Origin of the sequence: Mesorhizobium sp. NPDC059025, from assembly GCF_042739655.1 — a bacterium.
GTDB lineage: Bacteria > Pseudomonadota > Alphaproteobacteria > Rhizobiales > Rhizobiaceae > Mesorhizobium.
The window spans coordinates 534,511-556,222 of sequence record NZ_JBHYIM010000001.1 but is presented as its reverse complement, the minus strand read 5'-3'; the positions used below and the strand labels follow the sequence as shown (position 1 = coordinate 556,222).

24 protein-coding genes are annotated in these 21,712 nt (G+C 62.4%); 9 read left to right on the top strand and 15 right to left on the bottom strand.

Annotated elements, in window-relative coordinates; translation table 11 throughout:
• Position 1 precedes the first annotated feature (1 nt).
• Complete coding sequence (locus ACFWYE_RS02620) at positions 2-1,189, bottom strand: glycine C-acetyltransferase (RefSeq protein WP_379109402.1); 1,188 nt, start codon at positions 1,187-1,189, stop codon at positions 2-4.
• Between the two features lie 162 nt (positions 1,190-1,351).
• Between ACFWYE_RS02620 and ACFWYE_RS02615 the strand changes: the two genes are divergently transcribed.
• Together ACFWYE_RS02615 and queF are read left to right on the top strand one after the other, a co-directional pair.
• Positions 1,352-2,452 (top strand): mandelate racemase/muconate lactonizing enzyme family protein, encoded by a 1,101-nt coding sequence (locus ACFWYE_RS02615; protein WP_379109400.1) that lies wholly within the window; start codon positions 1,352-1,354, stop codon positions 2,450-2,452.
• A 66-nt stretch (positions 2,453-2,518) separates the two neighbouring features.
• The gene (gene queF / locus ACFWYE_RS02610; protein ID WP_379070502.1) at positions 2,519-2,980 is read left to right on the top strand and encodes a preQ(1) synthase; all 462 of its coding nucleotides are present in this window, start codon (positions 2,519-2,521) and stop codon (positions 2,978-2,980) included.
• 2 nt (positions 2,981-2,982) lie between these two features.
• On the opposite strand, the gene ACFWYE_RS02605 is transcribed toward queF, so the two are convergent.
• Together ACFWYE_RS02605 and ACFWYE_RS02600 are read right to left on the bottom strand one after the other, a co-directional pair.
• On the bottom strand, positions 2,983-3,504 hold the full coding sequence (locus ACFWYE_RS02605) for a hypothetical protein (RefSeq protein ID WP_379109399.1): 522 nt from the start codon (positions 3,502-3,504) through the stop codon (positions 2,983-2,985).
• Between the two features lie 25 nt (positions 3,505-3,529).
• Positions 3,530-3,925 (bottom strand): DUF3828 domain-containing protein, encoded by a 396-nt coding sequence (locus ACFWYE_RS02600; protein ID WP_379109397.1) that lies wholly within the window; start codon positions 3,923-3,925, stop codon positions 3,530-3,532.
• A gap of 257 nt (positions 3,926-4,182) precedes the next feature.
• On the opposite strand from ACFWYE_RS02600, the gene ACFWYE_RS02595 reads away from it, so the two are divergent.
• Positions 4,183-5,118 (top strand): metallophosphoesterase, encoded by a 936-nt coding sequence (locus tag ACFWYE_RS02595; RefSeq protein WP_379109395.1) that lies wholly within the window; start codon positions 4,183-4,185, stop codon positions 5,116-5,118.
• 117 nt (positions 5,119-5,235) lie between these two features.
• Entirely contained in the window at positions 5,236-7,080 is a 1,845-nt protein-coding gene (gene mutL, locus ACFWYE_RS02590; RefSeq protein WP_379109393.1) for a DNA mismatch repair endonuclease MutL, read from the top strand.
• Between the two features lie 13 nt (positions 7,081-7,093).
• Here the strand turns inward: mutL and ACFWYE_RS02585 are convergent, their stop codons facing one another.
• Positions 7,094-7,987 carry a DMT family transporter gene (locus tag ACFWYE_RS02585; RefSeq protein ID WP_379109392.1) on the bottom strand — a complete coding sequence of 298 codons (894 nt, stop codon included), beginning with the start codon at positions 7,985-7,987 and terminating at the stop codon, positions 7,094-7,096.
• Between the two features lie 93 nt (positions 7,988-8,080).
• Here ACFWYE_RS02585 and ACFWYE_RS02580 point away from each other — a divergent pair, with 93 nt between their 5' ends.
• Entirely contained in the window at positions 8,081-9,007 is a 927-nt protein-coding gene (locus ACFWYE_RS02580) for a LysR substrate-binding domain-containing protein (protein ID WP_379109390.1), read from the top strand.
• 40 nt (positions 9,008-9,047) lie between these two features.
• On the opposite strand, the gene ACFWYE_RS02575 is transcribed toward ACFWYE_RS02580, so the two are convergent.
• Positions 9,048-9,656 (bottom strand): hypothetical protein, encoded by a 609-nt coding sequence (locus ACFWYE_RS02575; RefSeq protein ID WP_379109388.1) that lies wholly within the window; start codon positions 9,654-9,656, stop codon positions 9,048-9,050.
• A gap of 148 nt (positions 9,657-9,804) precedes the next feature.
• Between ACFWYE_RS02575 and ACFWYE_RS02570 the strand changes: the two genes are divergently transcribed.
• A complete protein-coding gene (locus ACFWYE_RS02570; protein WP_379070480.1) occupies positions 9,805-10,038 on the top strand; it encodes a DUF2093 domain-containing protein in 234 nt (77 codons plus the stop codon).
• Between the two features lie 30 nt (positions 10,039-10,068).
• Here the strand turns inward: ACFWYE_RS02570 and lpxK are convergent, their stop codons facing one another.
• The 7 genes from lpxK to ACFWYE_RS02535 form a co-directional block, all read right to left on the bottom strand.
• On the bottom strand, positions 10,069-11,097 hold the full coding sequence (gene lpxK / locus ACFWYE_RS02565) for a tetraacyldisaccharide 4'-kinase (RefSeq protein ID WP_379109386.1): 1,029 nt from the start codon (positions 11,095-11,097) through the stop codon (positions 10,069-10,071).
• A gap of 2 nt (positions 11,098-11,099) precedes the next feature.
• Complete coding sequence (gene waaA, locus ACFWYE_RS02560; RefSeq protein WP_379109384.1) at positions 11,100-12,416, bottom strand: lipid IV(A) 3-deoxy-D-manno-octulosonic acid transferase; 1,317 nt, start codon at positions 12,414-12,416, stop codon at positions 11,100-11,102.
• On the bottom strand, positions 12,413-13,204 hold the full coding sequence (locus ACFWYE_RS02555) for a lysophospholipid acyltransferase family protein (RefSeq protein ID WP_379109754.1): 792 nt from the start codon (positions 13,202-13,204) through the stop codon (positions 12,413-12,415). The genes waaA and ACFWYE_RS02555 overlap by 4 nt, the downstream gene beginning before the upstream one ends.
• Before the next feature lie 2 nt (positions 13,205-13,206).
• Complete coding sequence (locus ACFWYE_RS02550; protein WP_129414786.1) at positions 13,207-13,452, bottom strand: DUF4170 domain-containing protein; 246 nt, start codon at positions 13,450-13,452, stop codon at positions 13,207-13,209.
• Positions 13,453-13,526: 74 nt separating this feature from the next.
• Positions 13,527-14,333, bottom strand: coding sequence for a 3'(2'),5'-bisphosphate nucleotidase CysQ (locus ACFWYE_RS02545; RefSeq protein WP_379109382.1), 807 nt, complete (start codon positions 14,331-14,333; stop codon positions 13,527-13,529).
• A complete protein-coding gene (locus ACFWYE_RS02540; RefSeq protein ID WP_379109381.1) occupies positions 14,320-15,663 on the bottom strand; it encodes a TldD/PmbA family protein in 1,344 nt (447 codons plus the stop codon). The genes ACFWYE_RS02545 and ACFWYE_RS02540 overlap by 14 nt, the downstream gene beginning before the upstream one ends.
• A 103-nt stretch (positions 15,664-15,766) precedes the next feature.
• Positions 15,767-16,093: a winged helix-turn-helix transcriptional regulator gene (locus ACFWYE_RS02535; protein WP_379070466.1), complete on the bottom strand. Its 327-nt coding sequence runs from the start codon at positions 16,091-16,093 to the stop codon at positions 15,767-15,769.
• A gap of 128 nt (positions 16,094-16,221) precedes the next feature.
• Between ACFWYE_RS02535 and ACFWYE_RS02530 the strand changes: the two genes are divergently transcribed.
• The 3 genes from ACFWYE_RS02530 (at position 16,222) to ACFWYE_RS02520 (ending at position 17,987) form a co-directional block, all read left to right on the top strand.
• A complete protein-coding gene (locus ACFWYE_RS02530; protein WP_379109379.1) occupies positions 16,222-17,103 on the top strand; it encodes an NAD(P)-dependent oxidoreductase in 882 nt (293 codons plus the stop codon).
• A gap of 2 nt (positions 17,104-17,105) precedes the next feature.
• Positions 17,106-17,471 (top strand): hypothetical protein, encoded by a 366-nt coding sequence (locus tag ACFWYE_RS02525; protein ID WP_379109378.1) that lies wholly within the window; start codon positions 17,106-17,108, stop codon positions 17,469-17,471.
• A gap of 99 nt (positions 17,472-17,570) precedes the next feature.
• On the top strand, positions 17,571-17,987 hold the full coding sequence (locus tag ACFWYE_RS02520; protein ID WP_379109377.1) for a VOC family protein: 417 nt from the start codon (positions 17,571-17,573) through the stop codon (positions 17,985-17,987).
• A gap of 20 nt (positions 17,988-18,007) precedes the next feature.
• On the opposite strand, the gene ACFWYE_RS02515 is transcribed toward ACFWYE_RS02520, so the two are convergent.
• The 3 genes from ACFWYE_RS02515 to ACFWYE_RS02505 are packed head-to-tail and all read right to left on the bottom strand — an operon-like array spanning position 18,008 to position 21,630.
• Entirely contained in the window at positions 18,008-18,847 is an 840-nt protein-coding gene (locus ACFWYE_RS02515; RefSeq protein WP_379109376.1) for a patatin-like phospholipase family protein, read from the bottom strand.
• Positions 18,844-20,199, bottom strand: a complete 1,356-nt coding sequence (locus tag ACFWYE_RS02510) for a M16 family metallopeptidase (RefSeq protein WP_379109374.1) — start codon at positions 20,197-20,199, stop codon at positions 18,844-18,846. Before ACFWYE_RS02510 ends, ACFWYE_RS02515 begins: the two co-directional genes overlap by 4 nt.
• A gap of 3 nt (positions 20,200-20,202) precedes the next feature.
• Entirely contained in the window at positions 20,203-21,630 is a 1,428-nt protein-coding gene (locus ACFWYE_RS02505) for a M16 family metallopeptidase (protein WP_379109372.1), read from the bottom strand.
• Between the last annotated feature and the right edge of the window lie 82 nt (positions 21,631-21,712).

Genomic DNA, 21,712 nt, shown 5'->3' with positions numbered 1-21,712 from the left:
CTCAGGAAATGATGCCGAGTTCCTTGCCGACCGCGCCGAAAGCCGCGACCGCGCGATCGATATCGGCGGTGGAATGCGCCGCCGACATCTGCGTGCGGATGCGCGCCTGTCCCTTGGGCACGACGGGGAATGAAAAGCCGATGACGTAGATGCCGCGCTCCAGCATCTTGGCTGCCATCTGCTGTGCCAGCGTCGCATCACCAAGCATCACCGGGATGATCGGATGGTCTGCGCCGGCAAGCGTGAAGCCGAGCTTGCTCATCGAGGAGCGGAAATGCGTCGCATTCGCGTAGAGCTTTTCACGCAGCGCGTCGCCCTGTTCGATGATGTTAAAAACCTTGAGCGAGGCGGCCGCGATCGCCGGCATCAGAGTATTGGAAAACAGATAGGGCCGCGATCGCTGGCGCAGCCAGTCCACCACCTGCCGCCTGCCGGATGTATAGCCGCCGGAAGCGCCGCCCAGTGCCTTGCCAAGCGTGCCGGTGATGATGTCCACCCGCCCCTCGACGCCACAGTGCTCGGCCGAGCCGCGGCCATGCTTGCCGACGAAGCCAACGGCATGGCTGTCGTCGACCATCACCATCGCACCATATTTCTCGGCGAGATCGCAGACGCCCTGCAGATTGGCGATGATACCGTCCATGGAGAAGACACCATCGGTGGCGATCAGCTTGAAACGGCTGCCTTCGGCTTTCTTCAGCTCCTCTTCGAGCGCCGCCATGTCGTTGTTGGCATAACGGAACCGCTTGGCCTTGGAGAGACGCACGCCGTCGATGATCGAGGCATGGTTCAGCGCATCTGAAATCACCGCGTCTTCCTCACCGAGCAACGTCTCGAACAAGCCGCCATTCGCGTCGAAGCAGGAGCCGTAGAGGATAGTGTCTTCCAGGCCGAGGAAGGAGGAGATCCTGGCTTCGAGCTGCTTGTGCTCCTCCTGGGTCCCGCAGATGAAACGAACGGAGGCCATGCCGTAGCCGTAACGGTCCAGCGCCTTCTGCGCCGACGCGCGCAACTCCGCATTGTCGGCAAGGCCCAGATAGTTGTTGGCGCAGAAATTCAGCACCTTCTCGCCAGCCACTTCGATCTCGGCTGACTGCATGGACGAGATGACCCGCTCGGACTTGTAGAGCCCTGCCACCTTCAGGCCGGCCAGTTCAGTGTCGAGATGGGCGAGAAAGCTTTGGGTCATGAACGACGGTCTCCCTGAGGGCCGGCAAGGCATACTGCGACGCGCAGGCCGGAGGCTAGCATAAAAACGACCGGCACAACTGCCGTTTCCTTCGCGGCATACCCCGTTCCAGACCGCTAGCATGGCGGCATAATCGCACCAGACGCGCTAGCGGAGCCCTGCATGACCATCGCCTCGATCACCCTCTACCGGCAATGGCAGCCATTCCGGGACGGTACCTACACCTGCTCGGGCGGACGCAGCGCCGAAGGGTTCGATTCCACCATCGTCGAGATCGCCAGCCACGACGGCAGCAAGGGTTATGGCGAGATGGCGCCGCTGGGTTCCTTCTACGATCCGGCCTTTGCCGAAGGCGCGCGCGCTGCCATGCGCGAACTGGTCCCGCGGCTGATCGGCGAGGATGCGACCGGCATCGAGGCGCTCAACCGCCGCATGGACCTGCTGCTCAAGGGCCATCCCTATGCCAAGGCCGCGATCGACATGGCGCTTTGGGACCTTGCCGGCAAGCAAAGGGGTCTGTCACTGGCAGCGATGGCCGGTGGCGCGGAAGGCAGCGCCATCCCGCTCTATCGTTCGCTGGCGCAGGAAAGCCCTGATGCCATGGCCGCGCGGGCCAGGAAATACATCGCCGAAGGGTACCACCGGCTGCAGGTCAAGGTCGGCCTCGACGTCAATGACGATATCGCGCGTCTCGAGGCCGTACGCGCCGCCGTGCCGTCCAGCACGGTGCTGTTCTGCGATGCCAATGGCAGTTGGGGAACCGCCGAGACCCGCCATTTCCTGCAGGCGACACGTGGGCTCGACTACACGCTGGAACAGCCCTGTGCGAGCTATGAGGAAAATCTCGCCATCCGCCCGGCCTGCGACCGGCCACTCGTCCTCGACGAAACCATAGACGGCGCCGATACCTTGCTGCGAGCCATCGCCGACGGACTGGTTGACGGCATCACCATCAAGCTCGCGCGCGTCGGCGGCCTGACCAAGGCAAAGCTGATCCGCGACATTGCCATCGCCCGGAATCTGAAGATCACCATCGAGGATACCGGCGGCGCGCAGATCGACACCGCCGCCTACTGTGGGCTCCTGCTGTCGACGCCGGAAGCGTTGCGCCAGCACACGGTCGATTTCCATAACTGGGTCACGGTCGCCAACGGCAAGGCTGACTTCATCATAGTTGACGGCAGCGTAACTCCACCGAAAGGCCTCGGCCTTGGCGTTGATGTCGATCCGGCCACGTTCGGCGAGCCGATCTTCCGCAGCTGACTTCGCTCATTCGGCGCTGGCTTGCGCAGCCCCTTGGGGATAGAGCCTGTTTCAAAGGAGCTCCCCATGACGACAACGGAAAACCTGACCCAGCTCGGCACCAGGGTTGAAACCCCGGACAACCCCGATCATGCAATCCTGGAAACCGTGCCCTTCACACGCGGTGACGGTCCGCCCGCGATCGTACGCTTCACCTGCCCCGAATTCACCTCGCTCTGTCCCGTGACCGGTCAGCCGGATTTCGCGCATATCGTCATCGACTATGCGCCGGACACGCTCCTGGTCGAATCCAAGTCGCTGAAGCTGTTTCTCACCTCGTTCCGAAACCATGGCGCCTTCCATGAAGACTGCACCGTGATGATCGCGCGACGCGTCGTGGCAGCCACGCGGCCATTGTGGCTGCGCATCGGCGGCTACTGGTATCCGCGCGGTGGCATTCCGATCGACGTATTCTGGCAGACCGGCGAGCCTCCCAGGGGCGCCTGGCTGCCCGACACCGGTGTCGCCCCCTACCGCGGCAGGGGCTGAGATCATTCACACTGATACTGGCTGAGCGCCCATTCTCCGGTGACCGACAAAAGGTCGGTGATCTTCCAGGCACCGTCGACCTTTTTCAGCTTCCACTCCAGCCGATGCGGCTCGGTGCCTTCGATGAAGGCGACCACGACGCGCGCCTCATCGCCATTGATCGATTCCAGCGACTTGAAGGTCTTTTCAAGCATCGCCCTGTCGTAGGGAACCTCATCGAGCGCCATATTCTGGTCGAGGCAATCGCCCTGGCCGGATTTCTTCAGGATTTCGTTTTTCTCCAGCACCGTCTTCGCCGGGTCAACGAAGCGGTTCCGATCAGCCGAAGCCAGGTCCGCACCATCTGCATAGAACGGCCTGACCTGGGCGGCAGGAGAATCCGGAGCGGGAGCCGTCGCCAGGCTGGACGCGCTCGGTGCCGCCTCGGCAGCAGGCGCCGTCGCTGTCTTGGCGCCAAGCAGCCCTTCCGCCAAGGCACCGCAGACCGGCCCGATCGCCAGGAAACCAGCTAGCAACAAAGGCAAAAAACGTTGTCCGAACACCATCGGCCTAGTCTGCTTCTTCACCGCCCGAGCAACCGAGTTCGCTGAGCTTCCAGCTGTTGCTCTTCGAGGCAATGTCCGCCACCTTCCATAAGCCGTCGACTTGCCTCAGCTCCCAGACCATTTCGCGTTTGGAATCATCGCCTTCGCTGAACAGATTGAAGCTCGCGGTCACCGTCGCCTTGTCACCATCGATCGCCTCGGCAAGCTTCAGACTGTCGGCAACGCTCTTGTCGTCATAATCCTGCGCGTCCAGAGCCGGATCGAAGTCGATGCACGCGACCTCATCCGGGTGCTTCTTGATGGCAGCATCGTTGAGCTGGAACAGCTTGATGACGGGGTCGGTGAAGCGATCCCGAAACTGTGGATCGGCCGCGAATTTGACCGGCGAGTAAAAAAACATAACCGCATCCGAGGCCGGTCCGGCCAAAGCCGAGCCGGGATACGTCAATACGGACAAAGCGAGCAGCAGTCCTGGCTTCATGATTCCCCCAATCGCGCGTGAGAAGCGCGGCTATTCCATAGCACGCATCCGCTATCTCGGCTTTTTTACGACCTGCAGTCGAATAGACAGCGGCTGGCGACAACCACGCTCGATTTCATGCCGCTGTCACCAAGCCTGCCTACCCTGCCTTGGAAATTTACAATGCAGAGGCTTTCATGATCACCCGACGCAACCTCCTCAAGATAGGCGGCGCCGCCGCTATGTTTGCACCGTTTGGAGGTTTCACCATCGATGCGGCAGCAGCCGAAGGCGCGCCGCTGTTCAAATTCGGTATCGTCGCCGATCCGCAATACGCACCGGTGGTGCCGAACCTCAAGCTCAACCGCTACTATTCGAACAGCCTGTGGAAACTGTCGGAAGCGATAGAAGCCTTCAATCAGGAAGACCTGCGTTTCGTCGCGACGCTGGGCGACATCATCGACCGGCACTGGGAAAGCTACGCGCATATCCTGCCGCTCTACGACAAGCTGAAGCACGAGCGCTTCTTCCTGCTCGGCAATCACGACTATGACGTGGCTGCTGAGTACCTGACCTCAGTCGTGCGCACCGCCGGCATGCAAAAGGCCTATTATGATTTCGCAGGCGGCGGCTACCGTTTCATCGTGCTCGACGGCAACGATGTCAGCCTGTTCGCACCGCCGAAGGACGATCCGCGTCGTGAGATAGCGGCCGGGCGGCTCGAGGACCTGAAGGCAAAGGGCGCAGTCAACGCGCAGACCTGGAACGGCTCGTTGAGCGACGAACAGTTCGACTGGCTCGGCAAGACCATCAAGGCAGCACAGTCGGCGAATGAGAAGGTGATCGTCATGGGTCACTATCCGGTCTATCCGGAGAACGAGCACAACATGTGGGATTCCGAACGCGTCGTGGAATTGCTGACCGGATCCGGCAATGTGGTCGCCTATTTCAACGGCCACAACCACGCCGGCAACTTCGGCGAGCTCAAGGGCAAATACTTCCTCAATTTCAAAGGCATGGTCGACACTCCTGCCACAAGCGCCTATTCGATCGTCGAAGTCTACGGTGATCGGATCGAGATTCGGGGCTTCGGGCGCGAGGACAATCGCTCCTTGAAAATCCAAAGCGCTTAAGTCCGGCGGATCACCTGAAATCGGTGGGAAATCTCCGCCGATTTCACCTGTGGTCTTTGCATCAAATAGCCGGGCACGGTTATTCGCCGCCTGGACGAATCCCGCTATAGTCGGGCGATGCCCATCCGACAGCTTTCCGAAACGATGATCAACCAGATCGCCGCTGGCGAGGTCATCGAGCGTCCTGCCAGTGTCGTCAAGGAACTGGTGGAAAATGCGCTCGATGCAGGTGCCGGCCGTGTCGAGATCGTAACGGCTGGAGGCGGGTTGAATTTGATCCGTGTCACCGACGACGGTGCCGGAATGCCCGAACACGAGCTGGCACTGGCAGTCGCCCGCCACTGCACATCCAAGCTTTCAGACGACATCAACGACATCCGCTCGCTCGGCTTCCGCGGCGAAGCATTGCCTTCAATCGGTTCGGTGGCGCGACTGTCGATCCGCTCGCGCACGGCGCAAGGCGATAGTGCCGCCGAGATCAGCATCGAGGGCGGGCGCGTCGCGTCCGTACGGCCCGCAGCAGCCAACCGCGGCACGACGGTGGAGGTGCGCGACCTGTTCTTTGCCACACCTGCCCGGCTGAAATTCATGAAGGGCGAACGCGCGGAAAGCTCGGCGACCAGCGATGTCATCAAGCGCATCGCGATTGCCTTCCCGGCGGTACGATTCACGCTGGCTGGTGCAGATCGGTCGACGCTGGAGCTGCCGGCAACGGAGGACAGCCCGGAAGGGCAGTTGCGCCGCCTTGCCCAAGTGATGGGCTCCGAGTTCCCGGACAATTCGATTGCCGTCGACGCCATGCGCGAAGGTGTACGGCTAACGGGTCATGTCTCGATTCCGTCCTTCACGCGCGCCAACGCTCTGCAGCAGTACGCCTATGTCAACGGCCGCCCCGTGCGCGACAAGCTGATCGCCGGCGCCATCCGCGGCGCCTATATGGATGTGCTGCCTCGTGACATGCACGCCGTGGTGGCGCTGTTCCTGATGCTTGATCCTGCAACTGTAGACGTCAACGTCCATCCGGCGAAGGCCGACGTGCGTTTCCGCGATCCTGGTCTGGTGCGCGGACTGATCGTCGGTGCAATCCGTGAAGCATTGACGAGCGCTGGTGTGCGCGCGGCAACCACAGGCGCCGCCGGCATGATGGCCGCCTTCAGGCCTGGTGCCGCAAGCTTCGGCCACGGCGGCCTCGCCAACGGCCATCGTGGCTACGACGCGGCTTATCGCGCCTCCGGGCCGATTGGGTTCGATGCAGCGCATTCGCCGCAACGTCCGCTCGACATGGGCTTTCGTGAAAATGAGCAGACAGCGTTCGATACCGGAGCGACGGTCAGCGTCGATGCCCGCGCCAGCCAGGTCGAGACAACAGAAACCTTGCTCGGCGCTACGCTGGGCGCTGCGCGCGCGCAGGTGCACGAGAACTACATCGTTGCACAGACCCGGGATTCGCTTGTCATCGTCGACCAGCATGCCGCGCATGAGCGGCTTGTCTATGAAGCGTTGAAGAATGCACTGTATTCCCGTCCTGTGCCCGCGCAGATGCTGCTGCTGCCGGAAATCGTTGACCTGCCCGAAGACGACGCCGAACGGCTGGCATCGCATGCCGAGACGCTGAAGCGTTTCGGTCTTGGCGTCGAGCGTTTCGGCCCGGGCGCCATCGCCGTGCGCGAAACACCGTCGATGCTGGGCGAGACCGACGTGCAGCAGCTTGTCCGCGACCTTGCCGACGAAATCGCCGACAACGACACCACCGAAACGCTGACGGAACGCCTCCATCACATCGCCGCCACCATGGCTTGCCATGGTTCGGTACGCTCTGGCCGCCTGCTCAAGCCTGACGAAATGAACGCCTTGCTGCGCCAGATGGAAGCAACACCCGGATCAGGCACCTGCAACCATGGTCGCCCGACCTATATCGAGCTTAAGCTTGCCGACATCGAGCGGCTGTTCGGCCGGCGATAACCCGGCTTCGGCTTCAGCGCCTCATGTTGACGATGATCACGCCCCCAAGCGCGAGCACGCCGCCGATGATGCCAAGTGTCGTGGGCACCTCGCCGAGCCAGGCGAAGCCGATCGCCGTCGCCACCGGTGAAACCAGATAGAGATAGTTCGAGGCGCGTGCTGCCGGCAGGCGCGACAAGGCCGTCGCCCAGGCCGCATAGGATATGAAACTCGGAATGAGGCCGAGATAGATCACCGCGGTGAGGCCCGCCCTGTCCGCGTGTGAAGCCTGGACGAGACTTTCCGGGAAGAAGGGCGCCAGGCACAAAGCCCCGAGCACCATGTTCCACGCCGAGACCGTCAGCGGATGGTGCCTTGAAAACAACGGCTTCTGCACGATCGTGTTGACCGACGAACACAGCGCCGAGCCGAGGATCAGCAATGCACCGGTGTTGAACGTCAGCCCGTTACCTTCGCCCATGGCGATGACACCAATGCCGGCGAAGGAAACGAAAGTACCAACCCAGGCCAGCACCGGGAAGCGCTCGCCAAGCAGGAACATCGCCATGATCGCCGTGAAGATCGGGCTGACATTGATGATGAAAGCGGCTGCACCAGCAGAAACCGTGGTCTCGCCGATGTTCAGCATCGCCGTGTAAAGCGCGACGAAAATTGCGCCGCCGACGGCGAACCGCCACAGTTCGTTGAGTTTGGGCAATGCAGGGCGCTTGATGGCGAGGAAGATCGCGGCGGGCACGGCGGCGATCGCAAAACGCAGCGCTCCAAGCTCCAGCGGCCCGAAGGCTGCGAGACCGGCACGGATCGCCGGAAAGGCAGAAGCCCAGCCGACCACGGTGAGCGCCACCGCCAGCATCGCCGTGACATCCGTGCGCTGTTCCGAATTCGCCATGCTCATCTGTGCACTCATCATCCTGTCTCCGCGCCAACTCTTGGCCACGATGGCAGAAAACGCCTTTCCGATGTGATTGACAAACGACGAAATCGAGGATGAGCTGTGAGCATGGATCACAGCTTGGACATACTGCCGCCACTCGAAACCCTGCGGGCCTTTGACGCGGCGGCAAAAACAGGGAGTTTCTCTGCGGCAGCCGACAAGCTCAACCTCACCCATGGCGCGGTCAGCCGTCAGATCGCGCGGCTGGAGGACTGGTTCGGGCTGAAGCTGTTCGAACGCGGAGCACGTGGCGTTTCACTGACCATCGAGGGCAATCGGCTGCATCTGCGCACTAGCGAGGCTTTTGCGCTGATCGCCTCCAATTCCGATCGATGGGTCGAGCCGAGAGGCACGGCGGTGGTGCGGCTGGCGACCATTCCTTCGATCAGCGGGCTCTGGTTGATGCCGCGCATGGCAAGGCTGGAAAGCGGCGACCCGAAAATCAGGATCGTGCTCGATGTCGATAACCGCCAGATCGACCTCGCCGACGAAGGCATAGACCTTTCCATCCGCTGTGGCCGCGGGCGCGTCCCCGAGCGCATAGCGATGCAGCTTTTCGAGGAACACATGTTTCCGATCGCCTCGCCGGAACTGGCGACTGAGATCGGTACCGGCGAGGCCGCGCGGCTGCTGAAATACCCCCTGATCCACGATTCCGATGCCTCGGGTTGGCGCGCGTGGTTCGGTGAGCAAGGCGTCGACTATCGCCCCCGCCCGCAGGATCGACGCTTCGAAGACTACAACCTCGTTCTGGATGCCGCCGCCTATGGGCTCGGCGTCGCCCTGGCCCGGCCGCCTCTCGCCGAAGGCCAGGTCGCAGCCGGACGCGTCGTGGCGGTCGACAAGCGGACAGCCTTGAACCCAGTATCCTATTGGCTCGACCGGCCGGCCGGAAAACCCCGCACAGCGGCTGTGGAACTTGCCCGGCGTATCTCCAATGCAGCCAGCGTGCCCCGTGAACGGCTGCACAGTTTTCTGGACGCGGACCGCTGATACCAAGTGTGATGGATCGAGACGAGATGCCCCGTCTGCTCTAAAACACCAGGAGAACGATCAGCAACAGCAATGCGAATGCTGCGAGGCCAAAGGCAATCGCGCGGGCGCTGACCACCGTTTCCAGTGAGGTCTCTCCCGACCTTCCGCGCGTCGCCGACGCATGGACCGGCCGCCGCTTGCGTGTGCTCGCTTCATCCCCTTCGATCTGCCGCGCGATTGCCGCAAGCGGCAAGGCGGGCACGTAGCCGGGTACCGATGGGACGCGGGCACCGGAAAGCGCTCCATCCGGACCTGCCGGCTGAGCCGACGGGGCACGAGCGGCTGTTTCCGCCTCGGCACCGGCTCCCCTCACCGATGATGACCGCTGATTGATCGAGGCTGGCGCGATTTCTTCCAGATCGAGCGCCGCGCGATACGCCTGGAGGATCTGCGATGACGCCTCCTTTTGTGCCATGGCAGCCTTCGTCGGCACAACCAGGGGTGGCGCGAGCGACGGCATCGGCTCCGCACCGAGTGGCGCGCGAGGCACCACCAGCGTCCTGATCAACTCTGTTTTGGCTGGATCCGGTTTGGCCGTCGGCAACGGCACATCACCGGCCGTTGCCTGCTTGAGCAGGGAAGCGAGGCGGGAGATGGCAGCGACCATGATGATCCAAGCGTCATTTCGCCCGACAATAAGCCGTCTGCGTTGTGTGAAGCTGGCCCCTGCTTGACCTTGCCTCTATTTTGTGGCGGAAACGCTCGAGGCCAGGAGCTGTCAACAAGCTTGGCCGTTCGAGCACAGGTCGATCGCGATGATGAACCGTTTCGAGGGTCCCGGTGGCCGGGAAGCCCGCATCCGCTACCTGGACGGCGATTTCCAGGTTACCAGCCCGGGCGCCTTCGTGCGCTGCGCCGTAACCGGCGAGAGCATCGCTCTCGACGAATTGAAGTATTGGAGCGTGGCACGGCAGGAGCCTTATGTCAGCGCTGCCGCTTCCCTGCAGCGCGAAATCGAATCCAACCCGGATTTGCGCAAGCGGAGCTGATAAGGCATCTTTACAGCAGGAGAGAAGAAGCTAGCCGTTGATCCGCCGCCTGCGCCAAGCTTCGAGGGTCTCATCGACAATGCGCTGCGGCGTGTGATCCGGCTCGAACACCGTTTCGATTTCAAGTACGCTGAGCGTTTCCAGGAATCCTGGCGGGAGGGAGCCATGGCGCAGGCGCGCGGCGTCCTTGGCCGTGGTGACAAGCCCGAGATCCGCAGCTTTGGCGGTCGAGAGCAATTCGGCCAGTTCGTCCTCGGCATAGACGTGATGATCGGGAAATGAACGGCTGAGCGCCACCTTGCCGCCAGCTTCCGCCACGGTGTCGTAGAATTTCTCCGGATGGCCGATGCCGGCGAAGGCGAGCAGACGTCGCCCGACGAGCATCTTGGCGTCACTCGGCCGGGCACGAGCGGCAAAGATCGGTTTGCCGGCACGTGCAGCCTGCCGCACCACGGCGTCGGCAGCGGCACCATCCCCCATTCTGAGCAGCGCATCCGCATAGAGAAGTTGCGTGAGCACCGGCGCGCGCAGCGGTCCGCCCGGAATGACACGACCATTGCCGATGCCGTAGCGGGCGTCGACCACGACAAGCGCAAAATCGATATGGATGCGCGCGCTCTGGAAGCCGTCGTCCATGATGAGGAAGTCGCAGCCTTCCTTGTCGATCAGCATACGGGCGCCGGCTGCGCGGTTCGGCGACACCGCCACCGGGGCATGCTCAGCCAGAAGCAGCGGCTCGTCGCCGACATGTTTGGCTGCATCGTGATGCGGATCGACGATATGCGGCTCGCCAAAGGAGCCGCCATGGCCGCGAGACAGGAAACCCGGTTTCAGGCCCTGCTGTTTCGCATGCCTTGCGAGCGCAATCGCGACCGGCGTCTTGCCGGAGCCGCCCACCGTGAAATTTCCGACGCAAAGCACTGGTACGTCGATCTTTTCCCGTTTCGCCGAACGCATGCGGCGACCGGCAACCGCGCCGTAAATCCAGGAGACGGGTGAAAGCAGATGGGCGCGCCAGTCCGGTTTTTCCCACCAGAACGGCGGCGCTTCGCTCGCCATGCTCAGCGGCCTCCCGCCACCTTGAGACGGGCCTTGACGACAAGCGGCTGGATATAGGGCTCAAGCGCTCTCTGCGTCGTGGCCAGCGCACCGCGCATCTGCTCGACGGTCGCGGCACCCGCCGCCATCATCTCGCGGCGCGCGCTTTCATTGGAGAGCAGGAAGTTGACGGCACCGGCCAGCATCGGGCGATCCCGCACCAGCTTGGCGGCGCCAGCGTCCAGCAGTCTCTGATAGGAGTCGCGGAAATTCTGCACATTACGGCCGGCAAGGACTGCTGTCTCCAGCATGGCCGGTTCGAGTGGGTTCTGGCCGCCTTCCGACGTCAGCGAACGGCCGACAAAGGCGATCTCGGTAAGCCTGAGATAAAGCCCCATCTCGCCGATCGTGTCGCCCAGCAGGATGTCGACATCGGGCGTGATCTGGTCGTCCAGGCTGCGCCGAGCAACGGCAAGCCCCATGCCGGCAAATGTTTCGACAAGCGCCTCGGCGCGATCCGGGTGGCGCGGCACGACAATGGTAAGCAGGCCTGGGTGCCGTGAGGCCAACGTCTTGTGCACCTCTGCGGCAATGATTTCCTCACCATCGTGGGTGGAGATGGCGGCCCATGTCGGGCGCCCGTTGATCTGGCGGCTGAGCAAGGCCAATTCACCCGCGTTCACCGGCGGTGGCGGCGTGTCGACCTTGAGGTTGCCGGAAACCGTTACCGGTCGCGCACCGAGGGCCCGGAAACGCTCGCCATCGACTTCCGATTGAGCGACCACATGGGCAAGGTTCTCGAACAGGGCCTCGGCGATGTTGGAACGTTTCTTCCACGAAGCGAAGGAACGATCGGAAAGCCGCCCGTTGACCAGCACCTGCGGCACGCTGCGCGCGCCGAGCTCCAGGATGGTGTTCGGCCAGATCTCGGACTCGGCGATGATGACGAGGTCGGGATGCCAGTGATTGAGGAAACGGCTCACCGCCGGCCTCAGGTCCAGCGGCACATATTGATGGATGACGCGGTCACCCAGCCGCTCCGCCACCAGCTTGGCCGACGTTACGGTGCCGGTCGTCAGCACGACGGTGACGCCGTAGTCGAGGATCGAGCGCACCAGCGGCACCACTGCATTTGTTTCACCAACGCTTGCCGCGTGCACCCAGATCAGCGGCCCATCCGGTCGTTCCTGGCTGGCAACGCCGTAGCGTTCACGGCTGCGGGCGCGGTCCTCCTTGCCCTTGGAGGCGCGCCAGGCGACATAGGGACCGGCGAGCGGATAAGCGGCCGAACCGGCTGCGCGGTAGAGCGAAAGCATCACCCGGGCCCAGCGCTCGCTCATCGTGGCGCATCCACCATATGGTAGGCCTTGGCAGTCACAGCATTCAGCGCGTCGGTGAGTTCGACACGCTTGCGCTCCATCTCGGCCTCGTCGGCATTGCTCGCCACGAAGATGGGCTCGCCTGCCGCGATCGCCGAACGGCCAAACGGCAGGTTGATGGTGGTCTTGTCCCAGCTCTTCTCCAGCACCTTGCGGCGGCTGGTGGCAAGTGCTGCCGGGATGATCGGGCGGCCCGACAGTTTGGCGAGCAGGATGACGCCGAGTCCGGCATCACGCGGTGTACCGTGTGGAATATCGGCGATCATGCAGACATTCTTGCCGGCCATCAGCGATTTCTTGAGCCCGATCAGCGCTTTGGCGCCGCCCTTGTCAACGTGGCGGGCATCCGCCCGGCCACCCGACCCGCGCACGGTCTCGATGCCGAAACGTTCAATGACCTCCGCGTTGATCTCGGCATCGGCACTGCGCGACACCATGGCGACCAGTCCACGCTTCGAAGGGTAGAAAGCCGGCATCAGGATGTGCTGGCCGTGCCAGAGCGCGATGATGCCTGGCTCGATGCCTTCATATTCCTTGTCGCTGAACCTGGCGGATTGGGCGAGACGCGGATTGGTGAGCCGGATGAAGCGCATCGCCAGCGTGAACAGGCTGACGATCAGGCCTTTGACGAAACGCGACTGGGCAAGCGGCTCACGCACCTTTTTCCACAGCGGTTTCAGCGCGCTGTTGGAGCGTTTCCGTTCGGCCGCGGGCTGTTCGGCCTGCGGTTTCGCCACCTGTTCTTCCATCGTCACGCGCTGGCCTGGCCCTGCGGGTCGAGCAGGCGATGCAGGTGCACGACGAAATAGCGCATATGCGCATTGTCGACGCTGGCCTGCGCCTTGGACTTCCAGGCGTTCAGCGCCGACTGATAGTCGGGATAGATGCCGACGATGTCGAGTGCGTCGAGATCGCGGAACTCGCTGCCGCCGAGCGTCGTCAGTTCGCCACCGAACACCAGGTGCAAAAGCTGTTTCTTTCCGTCTTCCCCGGTCATGTCCGTCCTTCACATCATGTGATTTGGTGCTTGGTCTAGACCAAAGCCGCCAATTTTGAAACCTATGAAACGCCTCAGCCGGCGTGGCTGGAAATCACGCCCGCCATCATGGCAAGCATTTCGCCGCTTCCTGCGGCCAGCGCGCCGTGGCTGACCTTCTCCTTGCCAAAGGCGGGCGTGGTCCCCTGGCTGTCGATCAGCCGCCCGCCTGCTTCACGCAGGATGAGCTCGGCGGCAGCAATATCCCAATCATGGGCATTCGGCTTGACGAAAGTTGCGTCAAGACTGCCCTTCGCAATCATCGCCAGCCGATACGCCAGGGAAGGGATATAGGTTGTGCGCTTCAGCCTTCCTTGCCAGGGTTCCGGCACCAGGTCCTGCAAGGCTTTTGGCCCACCCAGTTCAGCAATGGCGGGCGTGTTGCGAACCTTGATGCGCTCGCCGTTGAGGAAGGCACCGCCACCGGGTGTCGCCCAATAGGTTTCGTGCGCCGCCGGACATTCGAGTACGCCGGCGATCGGCTTGCCATCTTCGACCACCGCGACGCTGACACACCAGAATTTCAGCCCATCGAGAAAGCCGCGCGTTCCATCGATCGGATCGACGACGAAGACACGGCGCGCCGTCAGTCGCTCCGGACCGTCAGCCGTTTCTTCCGACAGCCAGCCATAGTCCGGCCGGGCCGCCAGCAGCGTGTTGCGCAGATAGGTGTCGGCCGCATAGTCGGCCTCGCTCACTGGAGACGTGCCACCCTTCATCCAGACTTCCGGGTTCTTGCCAAAATAGCGCAGCGCGATCACGCCGGCTTCGCGCGCAGCATCACGCAACAAGACAAGGTCTTCATCCGCGCCGGCGAGGCTCGCTGCATCAACTTCCGGCAAGGGTCATTCCTTCGATGAGCAACGTCGGCGCAGCAGTGCCGTATTCGCGGTCGAGGTCATTGGCCGGCACGAGCCCGAGGAACATCGTCTTGAGATTCGAGGCGATCGTCACCTCGGAGACCGGATAGGTGAGTTCGCCGTTCTCGATCCAGAAACCGGAGGCGCCGCGGCTGTATTCGCCGGTCACCATGTTGACGCCCTGGCCGAACACCTCCGTGACATAGAAGCCGGCCTTCAAGGCGCCGATCAATTCCTCGGGCGAGCGATCACCCGGTTCGATGGCGAGGTTGGTGGATGAGGGCGAAACCTGCGACCCGCTGCGAGCGCCGCGGCCATTGGTGGTGAGGCCGAGTTCGCGCGCCGCCGAGGTCGACAGGAACCAGTGATTGAGCACGCCCTTGTCGACCATCAGGAGCTTTTCACCACCAACACCCTCGCCGTCGAAAGGACGCGAAGCCTGACCACGCCGGCGCAACGGCTCGTCAGTCACCGTTATGGCGGCCGAAGCCACCTGCTTGCCCATCATATCGCGCAGGAACGAGGTCTTGCGCGCCACCGAAGCGCCGTTGATGGCACCTGCGAGATGACCGGCGATACCACGCGCTACGCGCGGATCGAACACGACCGTGACGGTGCCGGTCGGAACCTTGCGTGCACCGATGCGCTTGACAGCCCGTTCACCAGCACTGCGGCCGATCGCCTCCGGATCATCGAGGTCGGCAAAATGCAATCGGGACGAATAATCATAGTCCCGCTCCATGCCGGTACCCTCGCCCGCGATAACGCTGGCGGAGCGAGAAAACCGCGTGGCGGCATACTGGCCAAGAAATCCGTGCGATGTGGCGAGTACCAGTCCGCCCATGCCGGCGCCGGCAGCGCTGCCACCGGAATTGGTCACGCCTTTGACCGCAAGAGCCGCCTCCTCGGCCGCAAGAGCATCCTCGCGCAACCGGTCGGCGGAAATTTGCCTGTTGTCGAAAAGGTCGAGATCGTTCGTTCCGCTCGCAAGCAGCGAGGGATCGGCGAGCCCCTGATACGGGTCTTCGGGAGAGACCTTCGCCATCGCCACCGCTCTTTCGGCCAGCGACTTTGGATCCGAGGCGGCGGTCGCTGAAACGGAGGCGACACAATTGCCGACGAAAACGCGCAAGGACACGTCTTCGCTTTCCGACGCGTTGGTGTTTTCCACCTTGCCGAGCCGAACCGAAACACTCGTGGAGCGGCCGAGCACCACGACGGCATCCGCTGCATCGGCGCCAGCCTTCCTTGCGGCGTCAACGAGCGCAGCGACGCGATCGGTCAATTTCGAAGTGTCGAGCGTATCGGCCATGCTGATTTCCTGCTTTTCCGCGACCGCGCCTTTGCGCGGGCGCCGTAGCACCATCTATTGTCCCCGTCGGGTCTGCGCAATGCCGAAAGCCAATCCGCCGCAGCTATGCCTGAGCCTCGGCACGGCCCGGGAACTGTTCACTCCAGCGGCACAAGCCTTCCGCGCCTGCGCAGAGCGCTGCGCCGCTTTCCGTCAGCGAATAGACGACCTTGGCGGGCAATCCCGGATAGGCCTGCCTTTTGACAAGCCCATCGGCCTCCATTTCACGCAATTGCTGTGCCAGCATCTTTTCGCTGATGTCGGGAATGGAATGACGTAGCCGACCGAACCTGCGCGGCGCCGTGGAAAGCGCGCACAGGATATCGATCTTCCACTTCCCTGCGACCAGCTTCATCGCGATCGAGAAGCCATTCTCCACAGGCCTGCTCATCTCCGTTCTCCTTACCGGAGCGTAAGCACTTACGTTTCCGTGCGTATTGGCCTTACCGCATCGGCCTCATAGTTCTCGGCCAACGGCAAGAAGCCGTCCGTTTCAGCCGATCGATATGGAGTGTCGTTATGAAGCCTGCAATCACTGTTTTGGGAACCGGACGCATGGGAACCGCGCTCGTCCGTGCACTTTTGAAGGCCGGTCACCGCACGACGGCCTGGAACAGGACCATCGAAAGGACTGCAGCGGTCGCCGCCGCCGGTGCTACCGTTGCAGCGTCTGTGCTGGATGCTGTCGAGGCGAGCGAGATCATCATCGTCAACGTCACCGACTATCCGGCAACCGCTGCATTGCTGCGCGGCGAGGTCACGGCGGCTCTTCGCGGCAAGCTGGTGATGGAACTGACGTCCGGCACGCCCCACGGCGCACGCGAAGCCGGCGGATGGGCAACGGATCATGGCATCACCTATCTCGACGGTGCGATCATGGCCACGCCGGATTTCATCGGCACGGAGCACGGCACCATCCTGGTCTCCGGGCCACGACAGGCCTTCGAGCAAAACAGGGACATGCTTCAGGCGTTGGGCGGCAATGTCCAGCATGTCGGCGACGATCTCGGACTGGCAAACGCACTGGACAGCGCATTGCTTGCACTGATGTGGGGATCGCTGTTCGGCGCGCTGCAATCCATGGCGGTGTGCCGGGCCGAAAACATCGAGCTCAGCGAATTGGCACGGCAATGGACAGCAACCGCCCCAGTCGTCGAAGGTCTTGTCGCAGACCTTATCAAGCGCACCGACGCGGGCCGGCTGGCAGCGGACAGCGAGACGCTTTCGTCGATCTCTCCCCACTACAGTGCGTTCCAGCATCTCGCGGAGTTGATGGAAGTGCGCAAGATCGACCGCACCCTGGTCGATGGTTATGATGCCATCTTCCGGCGGGCGATTGCCGCAGGCCACCTGCATGACGATTTCGCCGCACTGTCGCAGTTCATGGGAAAGGCCGGATAGCAATGTCCCTGACACATCTCATCGACACATATTGCGCATCCTGGTCCGATCGGGATGCGCTCAGGCGGCAAGCCTTGCTGTTGTCCGTCTGGAGCGATTCCGCGACTTATACCGATCCAACCGTCCATGCGACAGGCGCGGACGAGCTGCTTGCCCACATAGCGGGAATCCAGGCGAGATATCCGGGTGCCCGCATCCTCCGCACAACTGGCGTGGATGTTCATCATGGCATTGCACGTTTTGCCTGGAAGTTCGTGCTGCCGGATGGATCGTCGTTTCCCGAGGGTCTGGACATCGCCTTCCTCGATCCTGGGCATACGCGCATAACCCGCATCATCGGCTTCTTCGGACCGTTGGCGACAGTTTAGCGCGAGCTCGGGTCGGCACGAGAAAAGTCGATGTTTGCGACGGGCTCGCGCATGTGGTTGTGTTTGAATCCTCCTGGCCCAGACGCGAAAGATCCAACCATGACACCCTTTCACCTCGCCTTTCCCGTTCGCGATCTGAATGAGACACGGACCTTCTACGGTGAAGTTCTCGGCTGCCGCATCGGACGCTCTTCGGAGACCTGGGTCGACTTCGATCTTTACGGCCACCAGATGTCGGCGCATCTGCGCCCCGGTACGGCCCTCGCTCAGCGCGACGGCGCTGTCGATGGGATCGTGGTGCCGATCCCGCATTTCGGCGCCGTGCTCCTGATGGACGAATGGGAAAAGCTCGCTGCCCGGCTCGAGTCACGCGACGATATCGACTGGCTGGAACGACCGATGGTGCGTTTCAAAGGTCAGCCGGGCGAACAGGCCACGCTCTTCATCCGCGACCCCTCCGGCAACGCCCTGGAGTTCAAGGGCTTCCGCTCACTGGAACAGGTATTCGCGCACTGATCTCGAGGCAAAGAGCGAAGCTACCCTTGCGATACAAGCCGCGCTTCGAGCGCGGCTTCGACAGCGCGTTTCACCTCGTCCTTCACCGCCTCCGTTTCCGCCATCACGGCGTCGATCTTCATGAAGTCGAGCACGCGGAAGCGCGAAACCGGCGGGCGGATCAGGATATCGGGGCGGCACTGTGTCAGCTTGTTCGCGATGATCGACTGCATCAGCAGTTGCGTCGCACCAAACATAAGGTCGATGGAAGTCGGTCTCTTGCTGCCCTCTTCCGGGCCGCCGACGACATCGACCGCGATGGTGATGTCGGCAGCCCCTTCGACCAGGTCGAACGGCACGGGATTGTAGATGCCGCCGTCAATCAGCATGCGGCCGTCGCGCATGACTGGCCGGAACACCGCCGGGATCGCCGCCGAGGCGGCGAGTGCCGAACGCAGTTCGCCGCTGTCGAACACCGCCAGTTTGTGACCGAAATAGTCGGTCGCTGTCACCTTGAGCGGAATCTTCAGCTCTTCGAAACTGGCCGGCACGACTTCCGGGAGGAAAGCCTTGAGGATGCGTTCGACATTGAACTGACCGAAGCGAAAACCGCCTTCCATCGCCTCGGCCAAGGTGCCTGGGCGCGCACGCCACATACGACTCGCCACCTGGGCACGGGTGCCGAGTATGGAGCGCGCATAGTCGTGGATGTCACGGCCGCTCATGCCCGAGGCAACCCCTGCCCCCACCAGCGCGCCGATCGAGGAACCGGCGATCGCCACGGGCTTGATGCCGAGTTCGTCCAGCGCCTCGATGACATGGATATGCGCCAGGCCGCGCGCGCCACCACCGCCGAATGCGATGGAAAAGGACGGGCTCACCCTTTGCCCCCCGTGGCAAGCGCAGGCCCGACCACCAGGATCGCCGGATCGACCGACAACAGTTTCTTGGCCACGGCCTTCACCTCGTCAAGCGTCACGCCATTGATATAGGCCGCACGACGCTGGATGTAGTCAATGCCCAGCCTGTCGAGTTGCAGTTCCACCAGGGTGTTGGCGATCGAGCTCGATGAATCCAGGTTGTTGATGGCATAGGCGCCTATGAGGTTCTTTTTCACAGCCGCCAGTTCCTGATCGGTCGGTCCGTCCGTCGCCAGGCGCTGCACCACATCCCGCACGATCTTCAGGGTCTCAGAGGCCCGGTCCGAGCGTGTAGCCGTGCCAACGGTCAGCAGCGCCGAATGGCGGCGATCGACCAGCGACGAGGAGACGCCATAGGCGAGCCCCCGCTTCTCCCGCACTTCCTGGTAAAGCCGCGAGGTGTAGGCCTGGCCACCCAGTATCTCATTGAGCAGCGCAGCGGCATAAAAGTCCGGTGCATCGCGGGCAACGCCCGGGAAAGCCCACTGCAACGATGTCTGCGGCTGGTCGTAATTGACTTCGACGGTCTGGCCAAGCTTCAGATCGACATCGACAAGCGGCCGCAATTGCTGCTCTTCCGGAAGACCGCCGAAGATTTCGTCGAGCTTGCGCTTCAATGTTTCAGCATCGATCGCGCCGACGACGGCGACATGCAAACCGTCGCGCCCGAACATCGCCTTGTGGAAAGCGCGCAGGTCGTCCCGGGTGATCGCCGCCACGGTCTCCTTGGTGCCGTTTTCAGGATTGGCATAAGGATGATCGCCATAGAGCGCCTTGCGCCATTTCGCCTGGGCAATCGTTTCGGGATTGCGGGCGTTCGACTCGATGCCGGAAATGATCTGCGCCCGAATGCGCTCCACCGGCGCAGGGTCGAAACGCGGCGCTTCGATCGCCAGTTTGAGCAGGCCGAGCGCATCATCCCGCTTCTCTGCCAGCATGCGCATCGTGCCGTAGAAACCGTCACGGGTCTCTTCGAAACTCATTTCCGCGCCGACGTCGTCGAGCTTGATCTGGAAGGCATCGCTGTCGAGATCGCCTGCCCCTTCATCGAACAGGCCGGCCATCAGATTGGCCGTCCCCTCCTTGCCGACAGGGTCCTGGCTGGCGCCGCCGTCGAAAACAAAGCGCATGGTCACGATCGGTACGGTGTAGTCCTCGACCAGCCAGGCGGTGATGCCCTTGTCAGACTTCACCTCCTGGATGTTCATGGCAGCCGACGCCGTGAACACCGGCAAGACCAGGAAGATCAACCCAAGCAACAGCCGGATCGTCAAATTAGTCGTGGTGGCGTAGGCAGAGTTCGATACCGGCATCAATCAGTTCTCCGCCTTGGGCAGGAGGTAGCCCGTCACAACCTTGTCGAGGACCAGATAGCGCTGGGCTGCCGCCTTGACCTCTTCGGCACCCACCTTGCGGACGCGCTCCGGCCATTCTTCGACATCCTTGACCGTGCCACCCGTGGTCAACACGCTGCCATAAATGTTGGCCATTGAATCCTGCCGGTCACGGGCAAAGATCATCGAGCGGATGAAACGGTTCTTTGCCCGCTCCAGTTCATCTGCGTTGACGCCGTCGCGCGCGATCTTTTCGATTTCCACGCCAACGGCCTTCTCGACCTCGGTCAGCCTGGCGGTTCCGCGCGGTGTGGCATACGCGGCGAAGACCGTGTCATCCAGAGCCCGGCCCTGGAATCCGGCACCAACACTGGCCGCGATGCCTTGCTTCACGACAAGTTCCTGGTAGAGGCGGCTGCGCGTGCCGCCGCCGAGGATCTCGCCCAGCAGGTCAAGCGCTTCCGCCTCGCCCGGTTTGGCTGTGTTGTAGGACGGCACGACCCATTGCATGGAAAAATTCGGCACGCTGACGCGCGCGTCGGCGAGCGTCACCGAACGTGCCGTCGTCTTCTCCGGCTCCTTGGGGCGGATGCGAGGCGCCAGGTCCGGCCCACGTGGCACCTTGCCGTAATTCTCCTCCGCCAGCTTGCGCACGGCTTCAGGCTCGACATCACCGGCAATGACCAGGACAGCATTGTTCGGCGCGTAGTAGCGGTCATAAAACGCCTTGGCGTCGACACGGTTGAGCTGCTCGATTTCCTGCATCCAGCCGATCACAGGGATACGATAGGGCTGGTTCATGTAAAGCGTGGCGTTGACCGCTTCGTCGAGCTGCGCCTGCGGATCATTGTCGATACGCGAGCGGCGCTCTTCCATGATGACGTCGCGCTCCGTGGTCACGGCTTCGTCGCTCAACACGAGGTTGCGCATGCGATCAGCCTCGAAACCCATCATCTGGCCAAGCGCCGATGGCGGCACCGTCTCGTGGAAAGCAGTGAAATCGTAGGACGTGAAGGCGTTGTCGTTGCCGCCTATATCGGCGACGGCCTGGTCGAGCGCACCGGCGGGATGATTGCTGGTGGCCTTGAACATCAAATGTTCGAAGAAGTGCGCGATACCGGACTTTCCCGGCGGTTCGTCGGCACTGCCGATCTTGTACCACACCATGTGGGTCACGATCGGCGCGCGATGATCGGGAATGACCACCACCTGCATGCCGTTGCCCAGCGTGAACTGGCTGATCGTACCTTCGGGAGGCGCCTGCTCAGCCAGTGCCGATGTTGCCGTCAGGACACTCAGAGCAATTCCAGCAAAAATGCGCAGAGCGTTTTCGCGTTTCCGTGAAAAACGGAAACGCTCCGGCGATGCTGCAAGCAGCATGCGGCGCGGCCAATCTTTGCGAATTCCCATCGACCGCTCCGTTTCATCTGCAACCATGCGTCTTCGCCGATTCTCCCAGTATCCTCCTGCCCGTCTTGCCGCAAATATGGGC